Raw genomic sequence first — 18,125 nt, 5'->3', positions numbered from 1 at the left:
ATATGATTAACAAGGAATCCCTAAAGAAATTTGTCATCGAAACCCTAGTAATCATATCGAGTATTCTCATTGCATTTTCAATCGATTCGTATTGGGACGTATACAAACAAAATCAGAGCCGTAAGTCTGTGATCTCAGCTTTAGAAAAAGATTTTGAGAAAACTTATGACGGCCTGGAGTCGAGCATTAAGCATAAAAACAGTGTTGTTGAGACAATGGTGAAATTAATTTTGATGCCTGATGCTGAGGTCCAAACGTTGGAACCCAGCCAATTGCGTGAAATGATCAATTATTTATCAACAATTTATACTTATATTCCACCAATAGCTTCAGTAGACAGTCTAGTATCATCAGGAGAGTTAAATAAAATAAATAATCACCAACTAAGAGAAGCGCTGGCCTTTTATAGGATTGACTTACAAAGCTTAAAGAGTACTCAACAATGGGCTTTAGACACCATTAACCTTCGCACGATCCCATTTTTAGCGGAGCGCATTCCCATGCATCTTTTTAGCTATAATGGACCTGACGTAGAAAACAATGTTCAAGACTTGGAAAGAGAAGTGACACCTAATGAGGTAGCAACTTACATTACACCTTTATTCGATGAATTAGCATTTCGAAACTTAGCGCAAAATAGGTTATTAGCGGCTCGAATAACAATTTTAAAGCTTAAAGGCCTCCAGGAGAGTGTTGCTGAGGTTTGTGCGGCTTTGAAAAATGAAAATTGCAGTGAAAATCACAATTAAGACAAAGAGTAAAGGGATGTGCTGCGGTCATGGCTCAATAACGCGCAATGACCGCATATTAGCTAGCTCCTACAATACGTCGCCATACTGCTTAACTAAATAATCGGTATAGGCAATATCACCACGATAGCGAGATAAATGTGTTGTGTCTCGATACATTGCAGGGGTGATCTCTTCAATATGCTGATGGTCAGCTATTTTGATGCCCGTTGCCTGTTCTATTTGTTTAACCACATCTGCTAGTCGTTTTTTACCCGCTGCTGTGTTGGTGATCCACTTGGTATTTTGCGGCAACATGATCACCTCTACGTTGTCTGAAAACCGCTGGAAGTTTTTAACAATATTGATAAAGCTCTCCACCAGTAATGGTTCGAAATTTAGATCTTCAATATCTGCACTTCGAATACGGCTTAGGCGGTCGTTTTTCATCGCTGCATCGGTTTGGGTTACTGCATAATATTGCTCAAATAACGTTAGTGTTTCTTTAGAGCGTTCTTCTGGAATAGTACCCGCACCGCGCCAGTCGTAGCTCCATGCGGCGTTATCAAAGTCTGGATATTCTTGTTCAAATTTTTCATTGAGTAGATTGCCCAGTCGCCGTTGCTCTGCGATGGTCTCTTCATCATCTTTAAAGGTTTGATGTCTTTGCGGAGGAAACAGTTCTCGACCAAAAAATGAAGTGATGATTTCCGCTGATATATTGCCGCGTATATATTTAACGTTGAACAAGTGGATACCGCGGGTAAGATCTTGCTTGGTGACTTCCAGTAACTCTTTATCACTAGCAAGTAACGTAAGAAACGAGTCAATGACTGGTTTTGCGCCATTCCAACGGGTTTGTGTGGTTTGAAAAGGATTAAATTCAATCATCGCTAATTTTAAACGGCGATCATTTTGTGTAAATTCATCAGCGATTCGACGAGATAAAAAATCCTGAAAATAGGGGTTTAATCCACCAAAACCGTAATTAAACGAGGTGATACTTTTGCCTTGTGCTTTTAAGTCGCGGTCAAACTTACGTGGTGAAAACCCCGCCCTAGTCATTGATGAACCAAAAAACATCACCAGCTCGTTAGGCTCAGCGATTATTTTAGGTAGGGCTTCTCTTGCTTCAGTGACTCGGCCTAATACACCTTGTTGCCGAACACCTAGCGAGTCTAAATATGAGTTTACTGCTGCCATGGCAATCGCTAAACATAATCCGATTGCCAATACTGCTTTTGCGTAAATTTTACGTGATGAACTGTCGTTAGTCGTTGTCATTGCTAAATTGTCCGTAACATTAGAATTGGAAGTAGATGAACTCATTGCTCGGCTCCCCTATAAATAAACAAAGTGCCTGTCCTAGTGCCATTAGTAACCAGAATAGCCAAGGCTTGTTTTCTAGTTTGTCAGCGCCTTTGATGACATAAAAATCCATGACATGAACTAGCAATACCCAAACCGCCGTCATAACAAATATCGTCATTGCATGACTACCAGCGGCAACAGTATTGGTTAGTAAATGGAGGTTTAAAATAATGTCAAAAGCAGAGCCGATATCTGTAGCTCTGAAGAAAACCCAACCAATCAATACCAGATAAAAGGTGATCGCCCATTTCACAAACGTTACGACTTTTGCGCTTGATTGATTAAAACGGCTGAATATGGGTAAATTTGCTAAATAGTGGGTCGCGGTAATGATAGCGCCATGAAATGCACCCCAAGCGATAAATGTCCAGGCAGCACCGTGCCACAGCCCACCTAACAGCATGGTTAAAAATACATTGCGTGTGCGGTTGTTATTGCGATTTCCGCCTAATGAAATATACAGGTAGTCGCGTAACCATGAAGATAACGAAATGTGCCAGCGGCGCCAGAAATCAACAGGTGATATTGCAAAGTATGGCACCCTAAAGTTAAGTGGAATGCTAAAACCGAGTATCAAAGCAATACCAATCGCCATATCGGTATAACCAGAGAAATCACCGTAGATTTGTCCAGCAAAAGCCAACACACCAGTCCATAATTCTAAAGTACTGATCGCTTCTTTAGCCTCAAATGCTTTTTGGGCAGGTATCGCGAGTAAGTCGGCACCGGTTTTTTTAATTAAACCAACGGTAATCAGTAAGAAACCATGTTTAATCGCGTCCCATTTAGGCAGGGCAATAGCGTGCATTTGCGGCAGAATTTGTTTAGCACGTAGTATCGGGCCAGCAACCAATTGTGGGAAGAACGAGAGAGCAGCTACAAATTCGACTAAGCCTTTGCGCGGTTTCATGTCCCCTCGGTACACGTCAATGGTGTAACTTAAGCTTTGGAAGGTGTAGAACGAAATACCAACAGGCAATACCCAAGACAACGTAGGAATTGATGCTTGATAGCCCAAGACAGCAAGTAAATCAGCGACCGATTGCAAAGCGAAGTCCGCATATTTGAATAAACCTAGTAAGCCAAGGTTGATTGCCAGTGACGCCATTAACCAGCGTTTTTTCGCTTGCTTAGTTTTGGCGTTAAAAATCGCTTGAGCAATAAAGTAATCGGCGATACCGCTACCGACTAATAACGGGATAAAGCTGTAATTCCAAGCACCGTAAAATACTAGGCTGCCGACGAGAATCAAATACACCCGCGGTGTTTGTTTTAAAAATGCAAATCCATAAAAGAGGATAAATATACTAAAGAACCAAAAAAATATTGGTGTGTTAAATATCATGGTTACTTCCTTGTAAAAGTATTCTATTTCTTTGAAAAACAGATGATTTAATTATTAATGTTGTCATGCTTTTCCCTTTATTTAAATTGAGTTTGGCTACTCCAACTAAGGTTGAAGTAAATTTTTTATGTTTAATAAGTTAGCTTGTTAGCGCTTCTGGCTAACGTGATCCCATTGCTTGGGTAGGTATCTGATTAATTGGCGGCTCCATTAGCAACGAGGAAATCTTTGATTTCTTGCGTTGCAGCTCGATTAAGTGGAGAGCGCACCTGATAGCCGTCAGACATACCGGTGGTCACTGCCAAATTGACGTCTGCGCCATACTCCACCAGTAGCTGAGTCATTGGAAAGTATCCACGATAACTGGCGTTGATCAGTGCGGTTTCATCTCGAGGGACTATCGCATCAACGTTCGCCCCGTTGTCTAATAACACACGTGCTAGCTCGATATTATTAGACATTGCCGCGACAATCAGCGGATTGCCATCGCCGCTGGAGGATTGATCAACATCAGCGCCAAGGTTTATTAATGCATCAACCATATGTCGGTTATTGTTTTTGACTGCAATCATTAACGCTGTACCATCACCAATGACAGGGATATTGATATCTACACCGTCACTTTGCATCGTTTTGATGGTGTCAATGTCATTTCTAGCTACGGCATTGATTAACTGAATACTTTCTTTTTCAGGAAGGAGCGAGTAGTGTCTTGCATCAGCAACGGTGTGTTTGATGCTAATTTTAGGTGAAAACAGCTGAGTTGCGTGCAGCGTTGAAATACTCAAAACACTGCATAATACAGCGATAGTCATCGCCTTAGGTGCTTTACTGTTTTTATGCTTAAGTACAGCGCCAATACGATAGTTTAGTTCTTTTTTCTTACTGAATAACCCCATAGCAAGTACACTCCGTTGCTCTGTTACCATTAATTTTGCGCAATCAACTAAGGATTGTGCGTACTGTTTTTTATTGTTTAACTGGTTTGCTGCTCGCAGATCACAGGCTATTTCGCGCTCAAAGTGAATTTGTTTATTTAATATTCTCATGACCGGACTCCACCAAAATAAAATGGCGATTAGCTCTTGAAATAAACCAAACCAATTATCTTTACGATTGATGTGAGCGTGCTCATGTAAAACAATGGCAGAAAGCTGATCATGATGAAGCTGCTCTGTAATGCTGTTAGGCACTATGATCTTTGGTGTAAACAAGCCAATCACTAAAGGAGACGATACTTGAGGAGACGTGAATACAGGCACATCAACAATCGAGGACAGTGAAGGCACTTCTTCTAATGTTGAGTTGAGTAATCGGCGTGTGCGCGCAAAGGTACTTAATGACGTTAATGAGCGCCACAGGCTACCGGCAAACCATAAGGCAATGGCGAGTGTTAACAAGAAAGAAAAGTTAAATACAATTTCACTCGGTAAATGCCAACTGCTGTCTTGAGTAATTTCAACATTATTTAATGCAATACTGTTTGTCTCGCTATCAACAGCAACCTTTTTATCTGGCGTTGTAATCAATGCTTTATTGCCTGAGCTATCTGGCGATATTAATGAGAAGGGCACAAGGGTAGAAATAACAAAAGCTGTGATCCATAGCCAACTGCGTGTTTCCGCACTTGTAAAAGCAAATTTATTTAAAATTAACAAGGCAATAATAAGCAAGCCACCAATCACTAAGTGATGAAATGCCAATGTTGTTAATAATGTATATTCTATGATCATTGTGTTTGCCCTTTAAGTTGACGCTACTTAGTCATCCGCTTGATCAATTTGACGTTGCAATGCTTCTAAGTCGTCTAAATCAATATCGGTTTCTTGCATTAAATGTTGTGCTAAAACTTTTGGTGAGCCACCAAAAAATTTATTCAACATTGACGTTAAAGCACTTTGCCGAGCGTCTTTTTGGGTAATTTTAGGGCTGTAGATAAAGGCCTTACCTTCTTTTCTAAAATCAGCGTAGCCTTTTTCCGCGAGAATTTTACATAAGGTTTGTACCGTGGTGTAAGCGGTTGGTTTTTCCTCAGATAGCGCTGTTGCTATATCTCTAACAGAGGCCTCACCATTTTTCCACAGCACTTCCATAATGCTTTGTTCGCCATCGGTTAATTGAGTTGATTTGTTTCTAGCCATGTCGTTAATTTACCATCTACTAATTAATTAGTTTTAAATACTATAGCGACAGAAGAAAAAGTAATCAACTAATTAATTAGTTTTTAGAGGGACAAATAAATCGTAGGCTATTTAAAGCCTGCATAAATAAAGGATGATGGGTGAAAATTGGGACGAAAAAAACTAAATCTTAAGTTTAAACTCTAGCAGAAAATAACCGTTGAGGGGATTACGAATGAAAAATCTTAAATAAAATATTTGGATTAAGTGCTAACAACCAGTATCTATTACATCATAAGCAGGGCCGGCGGCTTCCGAGGGCGCTTGTGTGTATCTGAAGTAACAATTATCGTCACTGACTTGGTTGTCTTCATCGAAGTCATAGCCGATAAACACCAAATTTACCCCTTTTTCTTCAAAAACTTTGCCGCCAGACAGTTTAAATTCGTCAGAGACGTCAACTTGCTTGAATACTTCGTGGTTATCCAAATATGAGTGCATCAACCTTAAGTCTTCACCATTTAGGTCGATACTGCCATTACGATCCATATCGATATCAATAAGATCGGGACGATTGGTTACTGGAAAGGTGACATAGCTAGGCATTTTTGATTTCAAAAAAATCAAATCGTTGGCTGCTTTAACACTAACGCTAAACTGCGTTAATACAGCTACTCTTGTATCTTTTGATAAATTAATAAATTTGGGTAATGCGACGACAGATAAAATGCCTATAACAACGATAACCACAATTAATTCAATTAAAGTGAAACCTTTATTTCTTCTCATTGACCACAAACTAATGAAGCTACTACAAATATTTTATCGAATACTAACAAATGTTTAGCGATACTAACAGGGTTATGAGTTAGGCTAAAATTCATGACTGGCAATTTTCTATTTGTTGACGTTTATTGGACGAGTACGTAATGTCTTGAACATACTCGATGATGCTATCTATTATCCATGTGAATTAGAAGATGAAAATACTATTCCTTTGCAACAAAGACTTGGCGAGTAACTTTGCGCTCAATCAGCTACTGCCTGAAATCTCGGCAAATCATGATGTGTATTTGTGGCTGTCGGGAAAAGTCGGCAATAACAGCGCGTTACCGAAACAACTAGAGACGCTTAAATTCTTTGAGCAGGACTTATTTAATCACTTGCTCGCGCCGCTAATGTTATCGACAAAAGGGAACATTGCGTTTAAAGGGTTCGACGGCTTAAACTGTTTTCTATGCGATGAGCTAAAAGAAGTCAATCGTATAAATTCACCAGAAAGTGTAGCGACACTCAATGCTTTGTCGCCTGATCTTATTATTTCAATTCGCTTTGGTGGCATTTTAAAAGAAGACGTTATTAATATTCCGACACATGGCGTCATCAATCTGCATTCAGGCATACTGCCACAATACAAAGGTGTGATGGCGACGTTTTGGGCATTAAAAAATAATGAGCCCATGATCGGTACAACCCTTCATGCAATTGAAGATGGCACAATAGACACCGGCAAAGTGATTATTATCTCAACGATGTCAGTTGAGCGTGATAAATCTTATTTATGGCATGTTTTAGCACTTTATAAACAAGGTACGAAGGATATTTTGGACGCCATCAACATACTCAATGAAGGTAAAAAACTTGGGTTTACACCTCAAGCTCAAAGCGATTCTTATTTTACCTTTCCTAGCGCAATAGAATGCAAAGACTTTGAAGACAAGGGATGGCAATTCGTGAATGAACAAGGCTACTTAAAGTTTATGCAAGCACACTATTTATAGCGTTAGTGAATCTGTGTTTATTTGCGTTAACCGATTTGCGGCGGTACGGTGTTAGGTCGCCATTGCCACCATTGCTGTTCTAAATCTGCTTTATCCGCTTTGGTTTGATGAATGTCCCACGTGACCAAATAATCCGGATTGACCATTTTTACTTGATGTTCGCTAGTATGGAATTCGCCTTTCGGTGCGACAAACCAACAGCGTAAATTACTTGGAATAATAAACTGAGCTGGCTTCTTCGCTTTTACTGACGTCTTATTTTTTTCTTTTTCTGCATTGGCAAGCTCAATGGTAATACCGTTTTCTTTGTCTAAAGCAATCACTTGCCCACCGAGCATTGATTGCTTTAATAGCTGACCTTTAACATCAAAGTAGCTCAGTCCAACGATGCATGTTTTGTTTAGCAGTTTATCTGCACTTTTTTCTACGTCTAAAAGCATGTTAAACCTATATAAAATCAATAACTAAAGAGCACTTATTGAACAAGTGCTCGTAGGGGCGTCGCGTTAATAGTGTCAGTTAATGACACAACGGAGCAACACCGGTTGCAGGGTTGTCAGCAAGACCAATATCGCGAGCATGTTGCTCAAATCCTTTGTTTTTCCAAAAAAACGCACCCGGCATTGTTGTTGGAATAACTAAAATGTAAAACAAAGCACGGCCAATGGCGGCAGTGAAACAATATAACAATGCAGACAACGTCCACAAGCTAGCTAAGCTTAAGCTCAGCTGTGCGCTGTTAATTGTCCACGTGGTTAATGTAATAGCAAACACAATGTTTGATCCAAGTAATACATTTCTTAAGGTGTAGGTTTTACCAAAGGTTGTGCATTGAATGTAATGGGCGGCACCACCTTCGTTTTCACTTCGGTTAAGGTCATGGTTATGTTTAATTAAACCAATTGCCTCGGTAACCAAACCTAAAACAAATACAGCGCCGAAACAAAGCAATGCTTCAAGTAAAATGGCAGATGATTGCTCTTGAACAGCCAATGTTGAAAGTACAACAACGCCGCTGATAAAAGCACCTAGCGACAAACTATTACCAGAGAAAGACGTTGCCGTTTGTATATGATGCCAAAACGGACGCGCTTTGATTTGGTAACATTTGTTCATGTAGTACAAGCCGCCAAAACCTGAAACAAGGGCGAATATGCCTGTTCCCGTTATGATACTTTCAAGCGCTAGTCCTTCAGTTAGTGTTAATAAGTTTAATCCTAACAGGCTCGTCGATAGCTCATTTATCCATTGATTTTGCGGCAAAGCAAATAAAGCTGTTAGTCCACAACCGGCGCTAAATAAGGCTAAACCAAAACCTTCACGGCTCATAGGTGAATATTTTAGGTTGTTAAAACCACGGTAAAAACGAAGCGGTTTTCCTAAATGAGTTACACTCATCAGTAAGGCAAAACTTGTCATTACCAGTGCTAATATGGCTAAAGGTAAGAACATATCTGAAGCAATAAATTGCTCAAAGGCATTAACCCCTAACAAAGCACCTAGAAATGGAATCAAAAAGGTACCAAAGGCGGCTTGGGCAAATAGTGTAAACAGCACTAGCGGGTTTTCACGGCTGTTCAGTTTGTCAAAGTTCCAGTGTTTTTCTTTACCTACTTTTTGATCAACCACAGGCTTGTAATTACCTTGCTTGTCTTTGTGGTACTTCACTGGCATTGAGTCAGTGCGGTTCATCTCAGTAGGCATGGTTTTAGTTTGTTGGAAACGAATATTGGGGTGAGTAATTTCTGGATCAGGAAAACCAGGGATTTGTGTTTTACATTGCTCACGGTTTTCTGGCGTGTTTTCAATAACGCCAAAGTCTAAAGCGTTACCGACACAGGCAGAAACACAAGCCGGTTTTAAGCCTACTTCTAATCGGTCAACGCACATATTACATTTCGACACACGACCTTTTACCGGATCAAGTTGGGGCGCATTGTACGGACAAACCCAAGTACAGTAGCCGCAGCCAAAACACGTCTCTGGATCTTGCAAAACGGCGCCGTATTCAGCATGTTTAGTGTAGGCGCGAGTAGGACAGCCCTTTAAGCAAACGGGGTCATCACAATGATTGCACGCCATTGAAATGTTCATGCGTTTATAGTCAGGGTATGAACCCCCTTCAACATAGCCGACAGAGCGAAACGCTATATGTGCAGGGTTTTCGTTTTTCTCAGAGCAGGCAGCTTCACATGCATGACAGCCAATACAGTTATCTGCTGTGAAAAAGAAGCCATGTTGTTTATTACGGTTTGGGTTGGAGCCTACTTCGGGGTTTTCATTGATAAACATTGATCGCCCAGCTTCAGTTTTCGCAATAGGGCGGTCTGTTATATCAATTAAATCAATGCGTTTACCGTAACGGTTTTCAATGTCGATTTCTTTATCATTAAGCAGGGCGTAACTTTGCTCTTGGGTTCTTACTTCCCAATGGTTTGAACGGCCATCTTGCTCTGTGCCAAGCGCTAGGCTTTTTTCTGTCGATAGCGGCGCTGTGCCGGCGGCAACAGACATCGTGCTAGGGTCAAAACTTTGTACGGACTCATCAATTAAATTGCTATCTTGTGAGCTGTCACAAGAGTTAAGTTGTTCATTTATTTCGGTAATTTCTAGTGCCATTTCTATAACCTTTTAATGCTTTGTTTAGCATTTTTAAAATGCTCTGCGCGCCACGTTCAGTCGTGCCGCTTCATCTTGGTTTACAGCTTCTATTTGTACTGAACATTGTTTAAATGCGGGCTGACGTGAGTGTGGGTCGAGTAACCCAAGAGTTAAGCGATTGACGCAATCATGAAAATGAAACGGTATAAAAACCATGTTTCTGGGCACGCGTTGGGTGAGCTGAACTAACACGACAGCGTCGCCACGACGGCTCGTTAAGCGTACGTATGTTTGATGAACTATGCCAAGGTCCTGCGCAGCATCGGGGTTCATTTCCATGTACGGCATTGGGCTAAATTTATTGCAGTTGCCTATTTTCCCCGTGCGCGTTCTTGTATGAAAATGTTCAACCACGCGGCCACTGTTTAGCCAAAACGGATATTCACCGCAAGGTTGCTCATTATTGTTAAAGAACTTAATTGGAATTAAATTGGCTTTCCCTGATTTTGTTTGGAAATTGCCATCAGTGTATAACCTAGCTTCACCTTTAAGCCCCTTCGTCCCTTCTTTGAAGGGCCATTGAATACCCCGAGCTTTAATAATTTTTTCATAGCTCATGCCTGAAATATCTAAGATTCTCTCATTGCCGTAGGCATTTGTCCCTTTAGACAGTTGTTTCATTTCATTGAATGCCTGCTCCGGCTCATCTGGAAAGTCTATCACTTGGCCATTGTTGAAGCGTTTGGCCATTTGGTTGAAAATCCAAAAGTCAGGTTTTGAGTCGGCATAAGGTGGCATCACGTTATCAATTAAATTAACGCGTCGTTCGGTGTTGGTATGACAGCCTTTTTTTTCAGCCCAAACCGAGGCAGGAAAATAAACATGGGCGTATTGGTTCATTTCAACGTCTTCGTAAACGTCTTGCACAACTAGAAAATCGAGATTTTCTAGTGCTTTACGAATACGTGCAGTATCAGGCATAGAAGTCATGGGGTTGGTGGCAACAATCCACAGGCCTTTAATTTCACCTGTTTCAATGGCTGGAAAAATGTCTGTCTCAGCTAAACCGCGTTTTTTCGGGAAAAACTCAGGGTCTATGCCCCAAAACTCTGCTATTTCTTGGCGGTCATCATCGTTTTCTAAATAACGATAACCGGGTAAGCCAGAGCATGATGACCACTCTCGCGTACCCATCGCATTACATTGACCAGTGATGGATAAACTGGTGCCGCCGGGTTTGCCAATGTTGCCAGTTATGAGGTTTAAGTTATTGATATTGGCTACGCCATCAGAGCCGTGGGTTGATTGATTTATACCCATGGTCCAAATGCTCATTGCCGCAGGCGCTTTAGCATATAACCTTGCTACGGTTCTGATTTTATCTTCATCGATACCGCAAATATGCTGTGCAGATTTAGGGTCGTAGTCTTGAACTATGGCTTTAACTTCGTCAAAACCCTGCGTATGTGCGTCAATATAGGATTGATCTTGTAATCCTTCATTAATGATTACGTTCATCATTGAATTGATCAGTACACAATCAGTCCCCGGTGTAATGGGTAAGTGAATATCGGCAAATTGCGCAAGCATGGTCACACGCGGGTCAACTACTATTAACGGAAACTTACGTTTTTCTAACGCTTCTTTTAAGCGCCAGTAAATAATGGGGTGTTGCTCGGACAAATTAGAACCAAATGCCACAAGACAATGGGTATGATCAAAATCGTCATAACAACCCGGAGGGCCGTCTGAGCCAAATGAGCGTTTATAGCCACTTACGGCTGATGCCATGCATAGTGTGGTATTCCCGTCGTAATTGTTAGTGCCAATACAGCCACGAGCGAGCTTTCCTAATGTATAAAATTCTTCAGTGAGAAGCTGTCCGGTCGAGATAATAGCGAATGCGTCGCGCCCGTATTTTTCTTGGATGTTTTTTATTTTCTCGGCGGTTGTGTCTAAGGCGTTGTCCCATGTGGTTTTCTTAAAGTTATCAAAATGCTTTTCGCGAATAAGCGGCGTAGTACCGCGTCCCGGACTTTCAAACAGTTCATGCTCAAGTAGTCCTTTAATGCAAAGCTTGCCACGATTAACGTCAGCGCCAGCATGTCCTCTACTTGTGACTAATTTTTTATTCTCATCTAGGCCAATCTCAATCGAACAGCCCGTTGAGCAATAATTGCAGGTGGTATATTTCCATTCTTTAACTTTCTTGCTCGGAATAGAAATCGGTTTTCTCTTGGTGCGACCAAACAACATCTAAAATCCTGAATAATTTACTTTAATGCACGTTTAGTAGTTATATAGCAACTATTAAACCAAGTAATATTGTTAGTTATTACAATGCGTTAGCTTTTTTGATGATAATGAGTATGCTCGGTCTATGTGCTTTTGCTCTATTGTGGTGCGTATTGCCATATCAAAAAGATTGGTATGTGTAAAAAATACCTTTCAATTGATATAGAAAATAATAGATTTATTTGGAACAGAAAGTACGTAGAAAGAGAAATCGGTGGAAAAAACAAACCTCTATTTTCGTTCTTTATACATTTGCGCAACAGTAGGCTTTTACCGAACATTACATATCAATCGCTTATAGCTCAATTAGGCTTTATCTCTACAATGTTTGCATTTGTCGGCTCTATTTTGTTATTAATATTGGCCGTTGCATTACTTTTATCATTGATTCTGATGGATGATGCTGCGCTTAATTAAGACAGAAGTTAATGATGTAATACATATAGAACATGGCTAACAAGTCACTCAAAAGGACAAATAACAGTTGGACTTTTGGGCGGACCTCACTTATTTTAATCTACTGCAATTTGCCGCATACAGCGACGTTAGGTGGATGGAGAAATTCAATTGAATTTCATTGAGCTTATTGGATATATTCCAGCGATAATCTTTCCGATTGCAACGATAATTCAGTTGTTTCATTTGCTTAAGTCAAAGACCATGAAAGGCATATCAGCAATGGCCTAGGGGGGCTTTTGTGTTAGGAAATATACCCCTTTACTTTACATTTATACCGAAAAATATTTTGAATATCAGTCAATTATTGGGCTATTGGTTACGTCTGTATTGCAACTATTTATTATTGCGCTAATGTTTAAACATAAGAAAAAGGTTAGGTGTTATTGTTACTTGACAAGTACTATCAGCCCTTTGTAAAAAGGGGAATATTTACTTATTGATTTTGGAGTTAACTTGCTGAATTTTATGAATAAATTTCTGCTTTTATCTTGTGGGATATTCCTTTTTGGATGCACTACGACTGACCAAGTGATTGAAAGAAAGAGCTATCATTCTTGGGAAAATGATATTGGCTACTCACAGGTCGTTAAGGCTAATAACACTTTATATATCTCAGGCATCACAAGCGAAGAATCAACTTTTGAAAATCAACTAGATGATATTTACAATACCATCAAGAAAATATTGACTGATTATAATGTTGGAACAAATGCAATTGTTAAAGAGGTTATTTTCACTACAGATATTGAAAAGTTGAAGGCATCTAATACAACTCGCAAGGCTCATTTTAGTGACAGATATCCGGCTTCAAGCTGGGTTGAAGTAAAAAGGCTTTGGAGTAAATCGCATTTGCTTGAAATCGAAGTTGTGGTTGCGCTTCCGTAAATATAGTAATCAAATAAATTAATACCCAAAAAGCAGCTGGCTTGTCTTCCAGAGTCGCTTATTTTGCCAGCAATTTTTTGCCCATTGTTGAGGCGTTTTTAAAGCATGAGAGTTTATGGACATCAAAGAGTATATTGAACGCTTCGACGAGATTTCCCACTTAAGTAGAGATCAACAATTCGTAGTACTTGAACAGGTTCGAGATGAAATTCAATTGAACTCCGTTTTGCCATGCTTTGCTGCTATTGCGTTTATCGTACGAGTAAGCTGCATATTTGTATTCTTGGGTGGAAGCTATTTATTTTGGGGACTATCTACTTTGGCTATTGTTCTTTCTGTGTTTTTGGGACTTGTCATTAGCAGAGTAATAATTACTGAGATCAAAGATCATTTGATGTTAAAAGTCCTCAAAAGTATTCTGAATAAAAAAGCAATATAACAAGCCCAATAAGCCACTTAACGGGGCATAATGTGATTAGTCACAGTATCAACAAATAAATGGAGTTTTGATGTCATCTCAAATTGGTAATCTTATTAGCGTCGTATTAATTTGGGCACTAGTCGCGTATATATTTGTTTTTGGTTTTGCTCAAATCAAATGGACAGGGTGGGAGGGAGGACTACCTTGGCTAGCAGGTGTTGTATGCCTTTTTGGAAGCGCTGGTTTTACGTCCAAATGGGTAATGAATAAAACCATTGTTTAAACTGAAAGTCACATAACAAGAAATAAACACAAGGTGATCTAGAGTTAGAAAGAGAATCCACTTTTTTTGGTAATGAGCCAATAGCCCCAAGTGAAGCTAGTTTGATAAGGTATTTATACCTAAAAGACGTATTAAATTGCTGATAACACAATTTTAATACGTCTCTTATTAACGTTTTTACTGATTTAATTAAATCCGATACTAATTGTTTTGCACCATCATGTTTACCCAGTCTAAATCATGCTGCCTATCCATACGATAAACACCACCTGTACCAGCACAGTTACCGTTTATGCCGAACGAAGTCACGCCACCAATGACATTTGAGGTTCCCATAAAATTGGGTCCGCCAGAATCGCCAAAACAAGTGCCACCTGTTGCATGATTATTCGACAGTAGCATTGAGAAGTCTCCGGTAAATCCTGGTGAATTAATTTGAATTAAATGGGGACGAGCAAACATTCTATCTAAACTTGCTTCGACGAAAACGGGGTTAATTCTTTGCAAACCATATCCTACAGGAGTAAAAGACTGATCTTGTTTACCGCGACGTTTGGCCAACGCATTGAGTGCCCCTGCGTCCGGCAACGTACCATATTCTTCAAGGATTACAGGAGTATCTAGAATAACAATGCCTAAATCATTTAAGAAAAAAGCAGCAGGGTTGTAGTCTGGTGAGGTGTGGACAGCACTAAATTCAACAGAACTTGCACCGGAAAACGGATAGCCGTTCGCTCGAATGTCTGCTTCATTGTTGTCAAACCAAACTCTTCCACCAGTAGCGCCATCGGTACAATGACCTGCAGTTAGCATAACGGTAGGAGACAGTAGCGTACCACTACATCGCCAAGAAGGCGCTCCGTTTACGTCAAAAATGAGTAAACCCACATGCGGGTGATTATCTCCATCTAGCTCACCATTAGTGACAGCAAGAGCTTGATGTGTAAAAGCTAATAGTAAGGTGAGTGCCATCCCTATTAATTTTTTATACATAATTTAACTCCAAATATTTTAATTCATTCATTTAAATTGATTTTTACAGGAAATATTACTGTAGAAACCATGTGTGAAATGCAAATACTCGAAACAATGCCGCACCGTAAAGGTGAGGTTAATTAAATGTTAAATTCAGCATTGTTGGATTTAGTGTAGTAGAGAACTATAAATTAAAGTAGTTAGCAGATCTGAGAAGGGATGAACTGGCAACATATGTAGACGCTGCCAACGGTTTTATACTTGATACGTCGCCTTTAATGAAATAGTTATGGGCTGTGCAGCCTGACTTTGGTTGTTAGCCCAATGATTATTTCACTGTGTTAGTTTATGTTTTTGGCCAAATATCTGCTTCGGTAGAGCCTTGAATTTCTACATCTTTCAGGTTAAATGTCGGTTCTTTTCCTGCTGCAAGCTTAATTTTATAATCTTGAGTCAAGTTGATAATGGTAGGCGTTAGCAAAATAATCGCGTAAATGTTTACTAGTGTCATGAGCCCTAACGCCATATCAGCCAACCCCCAAACTTGTTTTAACGTAGCACTTGCGCCCCAAAATACCATAGATAAATAAATGATGGTGTACGCAATGCGCCCCGGTTTACTGTCTAGTTTGAACAGATGCAGGTTACTTTCTGCGTAGGCATAATTAGCAACGACTGAAGTAAAAGCAAATAAGGTAATTGCCGCAGCAACAAAGTAGTTTCCGCCGGCACCAAAATGACTGCTCATGGCGTCTTGGGTCATGCGAATGCCTTCCATTTCACCGCTGATGTTGATGTCAGAAAGTAAAATGACCACTGCAGTACAGCTGCATAGCACCATTGTATCTAAAAATACGCCCAGCATTTGTACGTAGCCTTGTGCAACCGGATGATTAGGCACAGGGGAGGCACCAGCCGCGGCATGTGGCACGCTGCCTGCACCTGCTTCATTTGAGTATAAACCTCGTTGAATACCATTTTTTATCGCTGCACCCAAAGCGCCTGCGCCTGCTTCGGTTAAACCAAACGCTGATGCAATAATATCGCCAAACATAGCGGGTAATAATTGAATGTTCATTAAGGTAATAATGATGGCTGTTGCAATAAAGGCTAATCCCATGAACGGGACAATTAACTCAGCAAAGCGAGCAATACTGCGCATACCACCAATAACAATGCTGCCAGCTACTATCGCAATTACAGCACCCGCATAATGAGTTGGTATGTCGAATGTATTATTCAATGCATCTGCGATGGTGTTGGCTTGCATTGCGCTGAATGTAAGGCCGTAACCAAGAAAAAGGCATAAAGAGAAAGTGATTGCGAGCCAAGGTTTGTTCAATCCTGCGCGAATATAATAGGCAGGACCGCCGCGAAACTCTTTGTGATTGTCACGTACTTTATAGAGCTGTCCCAATACACTTTCTGCAAAGCCTGTTGCCATGCCAAGTAAAGCGATTACCCACATCCAAAAGACTGCGCCACTGCCACCAAGCGAAATGGCCATGGCAACACCGGCCAAATTTCCAGTACCTACGCGGGCAGAAAGACCTGTGCATAAGGCTTGAAATGAGCTGATACCAGATTTATCCGACTGTGTACTTCCTTTCATCACAGTGAACATATACCTGAATTGACGTATTTGAATAAACCCGAGTTTGAATGAAAACCAAAAGCCAGCGAATAACAACAGATAAATGAGTATTTGTCCTTGTCCCCACAATATGTCGTTAATTGCACTTACTAGATCACTGATCATGTGTATTCCTTTGGTTATAATTCTTATTAAATTAAGGAGCTATCGTTCCGGCTTAGCGCTTTGATAAATGTATTCCCGCTAACATGCAGCGTACCGAACCACCTGCTAGCTCTATTGCGGACACATCAAGCGGTACAAGTGTTACGCTTTGTTCTAAAGTGGTTTTTTGATGCTCAGTTAAGGCATGGCATGCTTTTGCTGATATCGCTAATATTCTGCCACTTGAAGCTTGTAGCTCTATTGCATTGCCACAGAACGCATTGATCTGCTGTTCGTCTAACTTGATGATGTTTTTGCCCGAATTCTTAAAGCGTTTAATGATTTCTAGCTTACGCTTTTCATTGGTCATCATGTCAAAACCTGCCATGACAAAGTCAGTGCCAATACACATTAATACATTCGTGTGATAAACAGCAACTCCATCTTTGTCTTGTGCATCAAAGATCATAGGTTCAAAATTGAAATGGGAGCAAAAGCGCTCTAACGCATGAGAATCTGTGCGGTTTGAGCGAGCGGCATAGGCGATACGTTCAACATGATCGAGTACCATCGCGCCTGTGCCTTCTAAGAAGATACTGTCGTATTCTAACCCAGAGTAATCGATAACGTCTTGAACACGATACTGTTGCTTCAGTAGCTCTATAATATCTGCACGTCGTTCAAGTCGTCTGTTCTTAGCAAACATTGGATAAATGGCAATATGACCCCCTGTGTGGGTTGAAAACCAGTTATTCGGAAATACCGAGTCAGGTGTGTCTGTGCCTGTGTCTTCAAAAAGGTGAACCCTAACACCGTGCGATTCTAACGTTGTCACGGCTTGAGTGACTTGTTCAAATGCTTGCCTAGCCACAGTATCATTGTTTATCTGCTCAGATGATTGAAAGCTATTGTCACTTTTGGTTTGCTCGTTAGGGCTAAATTGATGAGGGCGAATCATCACGACAGTATTTGGCGCTTGTGGAAATATGATCATAGAAATTCTCAGTATTCGTTTTTCTTAGCGATATGTTATCGCGTAAGTTCGCCAAACAAAATGCCAAAAACTTGCATAAATCAACCTATTATTTATCAATTTGTATAATATGATTAGCAAATTGATAGG

General features: G+C 40.3%; 16 protein-coding genes. 5 read left to right on the top strand and 11 right to left on the bottom strand.

Going from position 1 to position 18,125, the window contains the following annotated elements; genetic code table 11:
• Positions 1-2: 2 nt before the first annotated feature.
• Positions 3-749 carry a DUF6090 family protein gene (locus QUE03_RS12445; RefSeq protein ID WP_286261918.1) on the top strand — a complete coding sequence of 249 codons (747 nt, stop codon included), beginning with the start codon at positions 3-5 and terminating at the stop codon, positions 747-749.
• A 69-nt stretch (positions 750-818) separates the two neighbouring features.
• Here the strand turns inward: QUE03_RS12445 and QUE03_RS12440 are convergent, their stop codons facing one another.
• From QUE03_RS12440 to QUE03_RS12420, 5 genes are all read right to left on the bottom strand, one after another.
• On the bottom strand, positions 819-2,057 hold the full coding sequence (locus QUE03_RS12440; RefSeq protein WP_286261916.1) for a hypothetical protein: 1,239 nt from the start codon (positions 2,055-2,057) through the stop codon (positions 819-821).
• Entirely contained in the window at positions 2,032-3,444 is a 1,413-nt protein-coding gene (locus QUE03_RS12435) for an MBOAT family O-acyltransferase (RefSeq protein ID WP_286261913.1), read from the bottom strand. Before QUE03_RS12435 ends, QUE03_RS12440 begins: the two co-directional genes overlap by 26 nt.
• 194 nt (positions 3,445-3,638) lie before the next feature.
• Positions 3,639-5,177 carry a M56 family metallopeptidase gene (locus QUE03_RS12430; protein WP_286261911.1) on the bottom strand — a complete coding sequence of 513 codons (1,539 nt, stop codon included), beginning with the start codon at positions 5,175-5,177 and terminating at the stop codon, positions 3,639-3,641.
• Between the two features lie 27 nt (positions 5,178-5,204).
• A complete protein-coding gene (locus QUE03_RS12425; RefSeq protein WP_286261908.1) occupies positions 5,205-5,585 on the bottom strand; it encodes a BlaI/MecI/CopY family transcriptional regulator in 381 nt (126 codons plus the stop codon).
• Positions 5,586-5,834: 249 nt separating this feature from the next.
• A complete protein-coding gene (locus QUE03_RS12420; RefSeq protein ID WP_286261906.1) occupies positions 5,835-6,353 on the bottom strand; it encodes a prepilin-type N-terminal cleavage/methylation domain-containing protein in 519 nt (172 codons plus the stop codon).
• A gap of 191 nt (positions 6,354-6,544) precedes the next feature.
• Here QUE03_RS12420 and QUE03_RS12415 point away from each other — a divergent pair, with 191 nt between their 5' ends.
• Positions 6,545-7,345 carry a formyl transferase gene (locus QUE03_RS12415; RefSeq protein WP_286261903.1) on the top strand — a complete coding sequence of 267 codons (801 nt, stop codon included), beginning with the start codon at positions 6,545-6,547 and terminating at the stop codon, positions 7,343-7,345.
• Between the two features lie 26 nt (positions 7,346-7,371).
• On the opposite strand, the gene QUE03_RS12410 is transcribed toward QUE03_RS12415, so the two are convergent.
• The 3 genes from QUE03_RS12410 to QUE03_RS12400 form a co-directional block, all read right to left on the bottom strand.
• On the bottom strand, positions 7,372-7,785 hold the full coding sequence (locus tag QUE03_RS12410) for a hypothetical protein (protein ID WP_286261902.1): 414 nt from the start codon (positions 7,783-7,785) through the stop codon (positions 7,372-7,374).
• A gap of 79 nt (positions 7,786-7,864) precedes the next feature.
• Complete coding sequence (locus QUE03_RS12405) at positions 7,865-9,964, bottom strand: DmsC/YnfH family molybdoenzyme membrane anchor subunit (RefSeq protein WP_434019776.1); 2,100 nt, start codon at positions 9,962-9,964, stop codon at positions 7,865-7,867.
• Between the two features lie 33 nt (positions 9,965-9,997).
• Positions 9,998-12,202 (bottom strand): molybdopterin oxidoreductase family protein, encoded by a 2,205-nt coding sequence (locus tag QUE03_RS12400; RefSeq protein ID WP_286261899.1) that lies wholly within the window; start codon positions 12,200-12,202, stop codon positions 9,998-10,000.
• A 963-nt stretch (positions 12,203-13,165) separates the two neighbouring features.
• Here QUE03_RS12400 and QUE03_RS12395 point away from each other — a divergent pair.
• The 3 genes from QUE03_RS12395 (at position 13,166) to QUE03_RS12385 (ending at position 14,289) form a co-directional block, all read left to right on the top strand.
• The gene (locus QUE03_RS12395; protein WP_286261897.1) at positions 13,166-13,585 is read left to right on the top strand and encodes a RidA family protein; all 420 of its coding nucleotides are present in this window, start codon (positions 13,166-13,168) and stop codon (positions 13,583-13,585) included.
• Between the two features lie 115 nt (positions 13,586-13,700).
• Positions 13,701-14,024, top strand: coding sequence for a hypothetical protein (locus tag QUE03_RS12390; protein ID WP_286261895.1), 324 nt, complete (start codon positions 13,701-13,703; stop codon positions 14,022-14,024).
• 70 nt (positions 14,025-14,094) lie between these two features.
• Positions 14,095-14,289, top strand: coding sequence for a hypothetical protein (locus QUE03_RS12385; protein WP_286261893.1), 195 nt, complete (start codon positions 14,095-14,097; stop codon positions 14,287-14,289).
• A 201-nt stretch (positions 14,290-14,490) separates the two neighbouring features.
• On the opposite strand, the gene QUE03_RS12380 is transcribed toward QUE03_RS12385, so the two are convergent.
• From QUE03_RS12380 to ctlX, 3 genes are all read right to left on the bottom strand, one after another.
• Complete coding sequence (locus QUE03_RS12380; RefSeq protein WP_286261891.1) at positions 14,491-15,282, bottom strand: S1 family peptidase; 792 nt, start codon at positions 15,280-15,282, stop codon at positions 14,491-14,493.
• A gap of 328 nt (positions 15,283-15,610) precedes the next feature.
• Positions 15,611-17,023, bottom strand: a complete 1,413-nt coding sequence (locus QUE03_RS12375; RefSeq protein WP_286261888.1) for an alanine/glycine:cation symporter family protein — start codon at positions 17,021-17,023, stop codon at positions 15,611-15,613.
• 52 nt (positions 17,024-17,075) lie between these two features.
• Entirely contained in the window at positions 17,076-17,996 is a 921-nt protein-coding gene (gene ctlX / locus QUE03_RS12370; RefSeq protein WP_286261886.1) for a citrulline utilization hydrolase CtlX, read from the bottom strand.
• Positions 17,997-18,125 lie beyond the last annotated feature (129 nt).

This window comes from Thalassotalea atypica (assembly GCF_030295975.1).
GTDB lineage: Bacteria > Pseudomonadota > Gammaproteobacteria > Enterobacterales > Alteromonadaceae > Thalassotalea_F > Thalassotalea_F atypica.
The sequence above is the reverse complement of the archived record's forward strand: the minus strand, read 5'-3'. Positions and strand labels throughout refer to the sequence as shown.

Bases quoted from the DNA above. Each gene is read 5' to 3' on its own strand.
- QUE03_RS12445 (WP_286261918.1), top strand. From the start codon at position 3: ATGATTAACAAGGAATCCCTAAAGAAATTTGTCATCGAAACCCTAGTA.
- QUE03_RS12440 (WP_286261916.1), bottom strand. From the start codon at position 2,057: ATGAGTTCATCTACTTCCAATTCTAATGTTACGGACAATTTAGCAATG.
- QUE03_RS12435 (WP_286261913.1), bottom strand. From the start codon at position 3,444: ATGATATTTAACACACCAATATTTTTTTGGTTCTTTAGTATATTTATC.
- QUE03_RS12430 (WP_286261911.1), bottom strand. From the start codon at position 5,177: ATGATCATAGAATATACATTATTAACAACATTGGCATTTCATCACTTA.
- QUE03_RS12425 (WP_286261908.1), bottom strand. From the start codon at position 5,585: ATGGCTAGAAACAAATCAACTCAATTAACCGATGGCGAACAAAGCATT.
- QUE03_RS12420 (WP_286261906.1), bottom strand. From the start codon at position 6,353: ATGAGAAGAAATAAAGGTTTCACTTTAATTGAATTAATTGTGGTTATC.
- QUE03_RS12415 (WP_286261903.1), top strand. From the start codon at position 6,545: ATGAAAATACTATTCCTTTGCAACAAAGACTTGGCGAGTAACTTTGCG.
- QUE03_RS12410 (WP_286261902.1), bottom strand. From the start codon at position 7,785: ATGCTTTTAGACGTAGAAAAAAGTGCAGATAAACTGCTAAACAAAACA.
- QUE03_RS12405 (WP_434019776.1), bottom strand. From the start codon at position 9,964: ATGGCACTAGAAATTACCGAAATAAATGAACAACTTAACTCTTGTGAC.
- QUE03_RS12400 (WP_286261899.1), bottom strand. From the start codon at position 12,202: ATGTTGTTTGGTCGCACCAAGAGAAAACCGATTTCTATTCCGAGCAAG.
- QUE03_RS12395 (WP_286261897.1), top strand. From the start codon at position 13,166: ATGAATAAATTTCTGCTTTTATCTTGTGGGATATTCCTTTTTGGATGC.
- QUE03_RS12390 (WP_286261895.1), top strand. From the start codon at position 13,701: ATGGACATCAAAGAGTATATTGAACGCTTCGACGAGATTTCCCACTTA.
- QUE03_RS12385 (WP_286261893.1), top strand. From the start codon at position 14,095: ATGTCATCTCAAATTGGTAATCTTATTAGCGTCGTATTAATTTGGGCA.
- QUE03_RS12380 (WP_286261891.1), bottom strand. From the start codon at position 15,282: ATGTATAAAAAATTAATAGGGATGGCACTCACCTTACTATTAGCTTTT.
- QUE03_RS12375 (WP_286261888.1), bottom strand. From the start codon at position 17,023: ATGATCAGTGATCTAGTAAGTGCAATTAACGACATATTGTGGGGACAA.
- ctlX (WP_286261886.1), bottom strand. From the start codon at position 17,996: ATGATCATATTTCCACAAGCGCCAAATACTGTCGTGATGATTCGCCCT.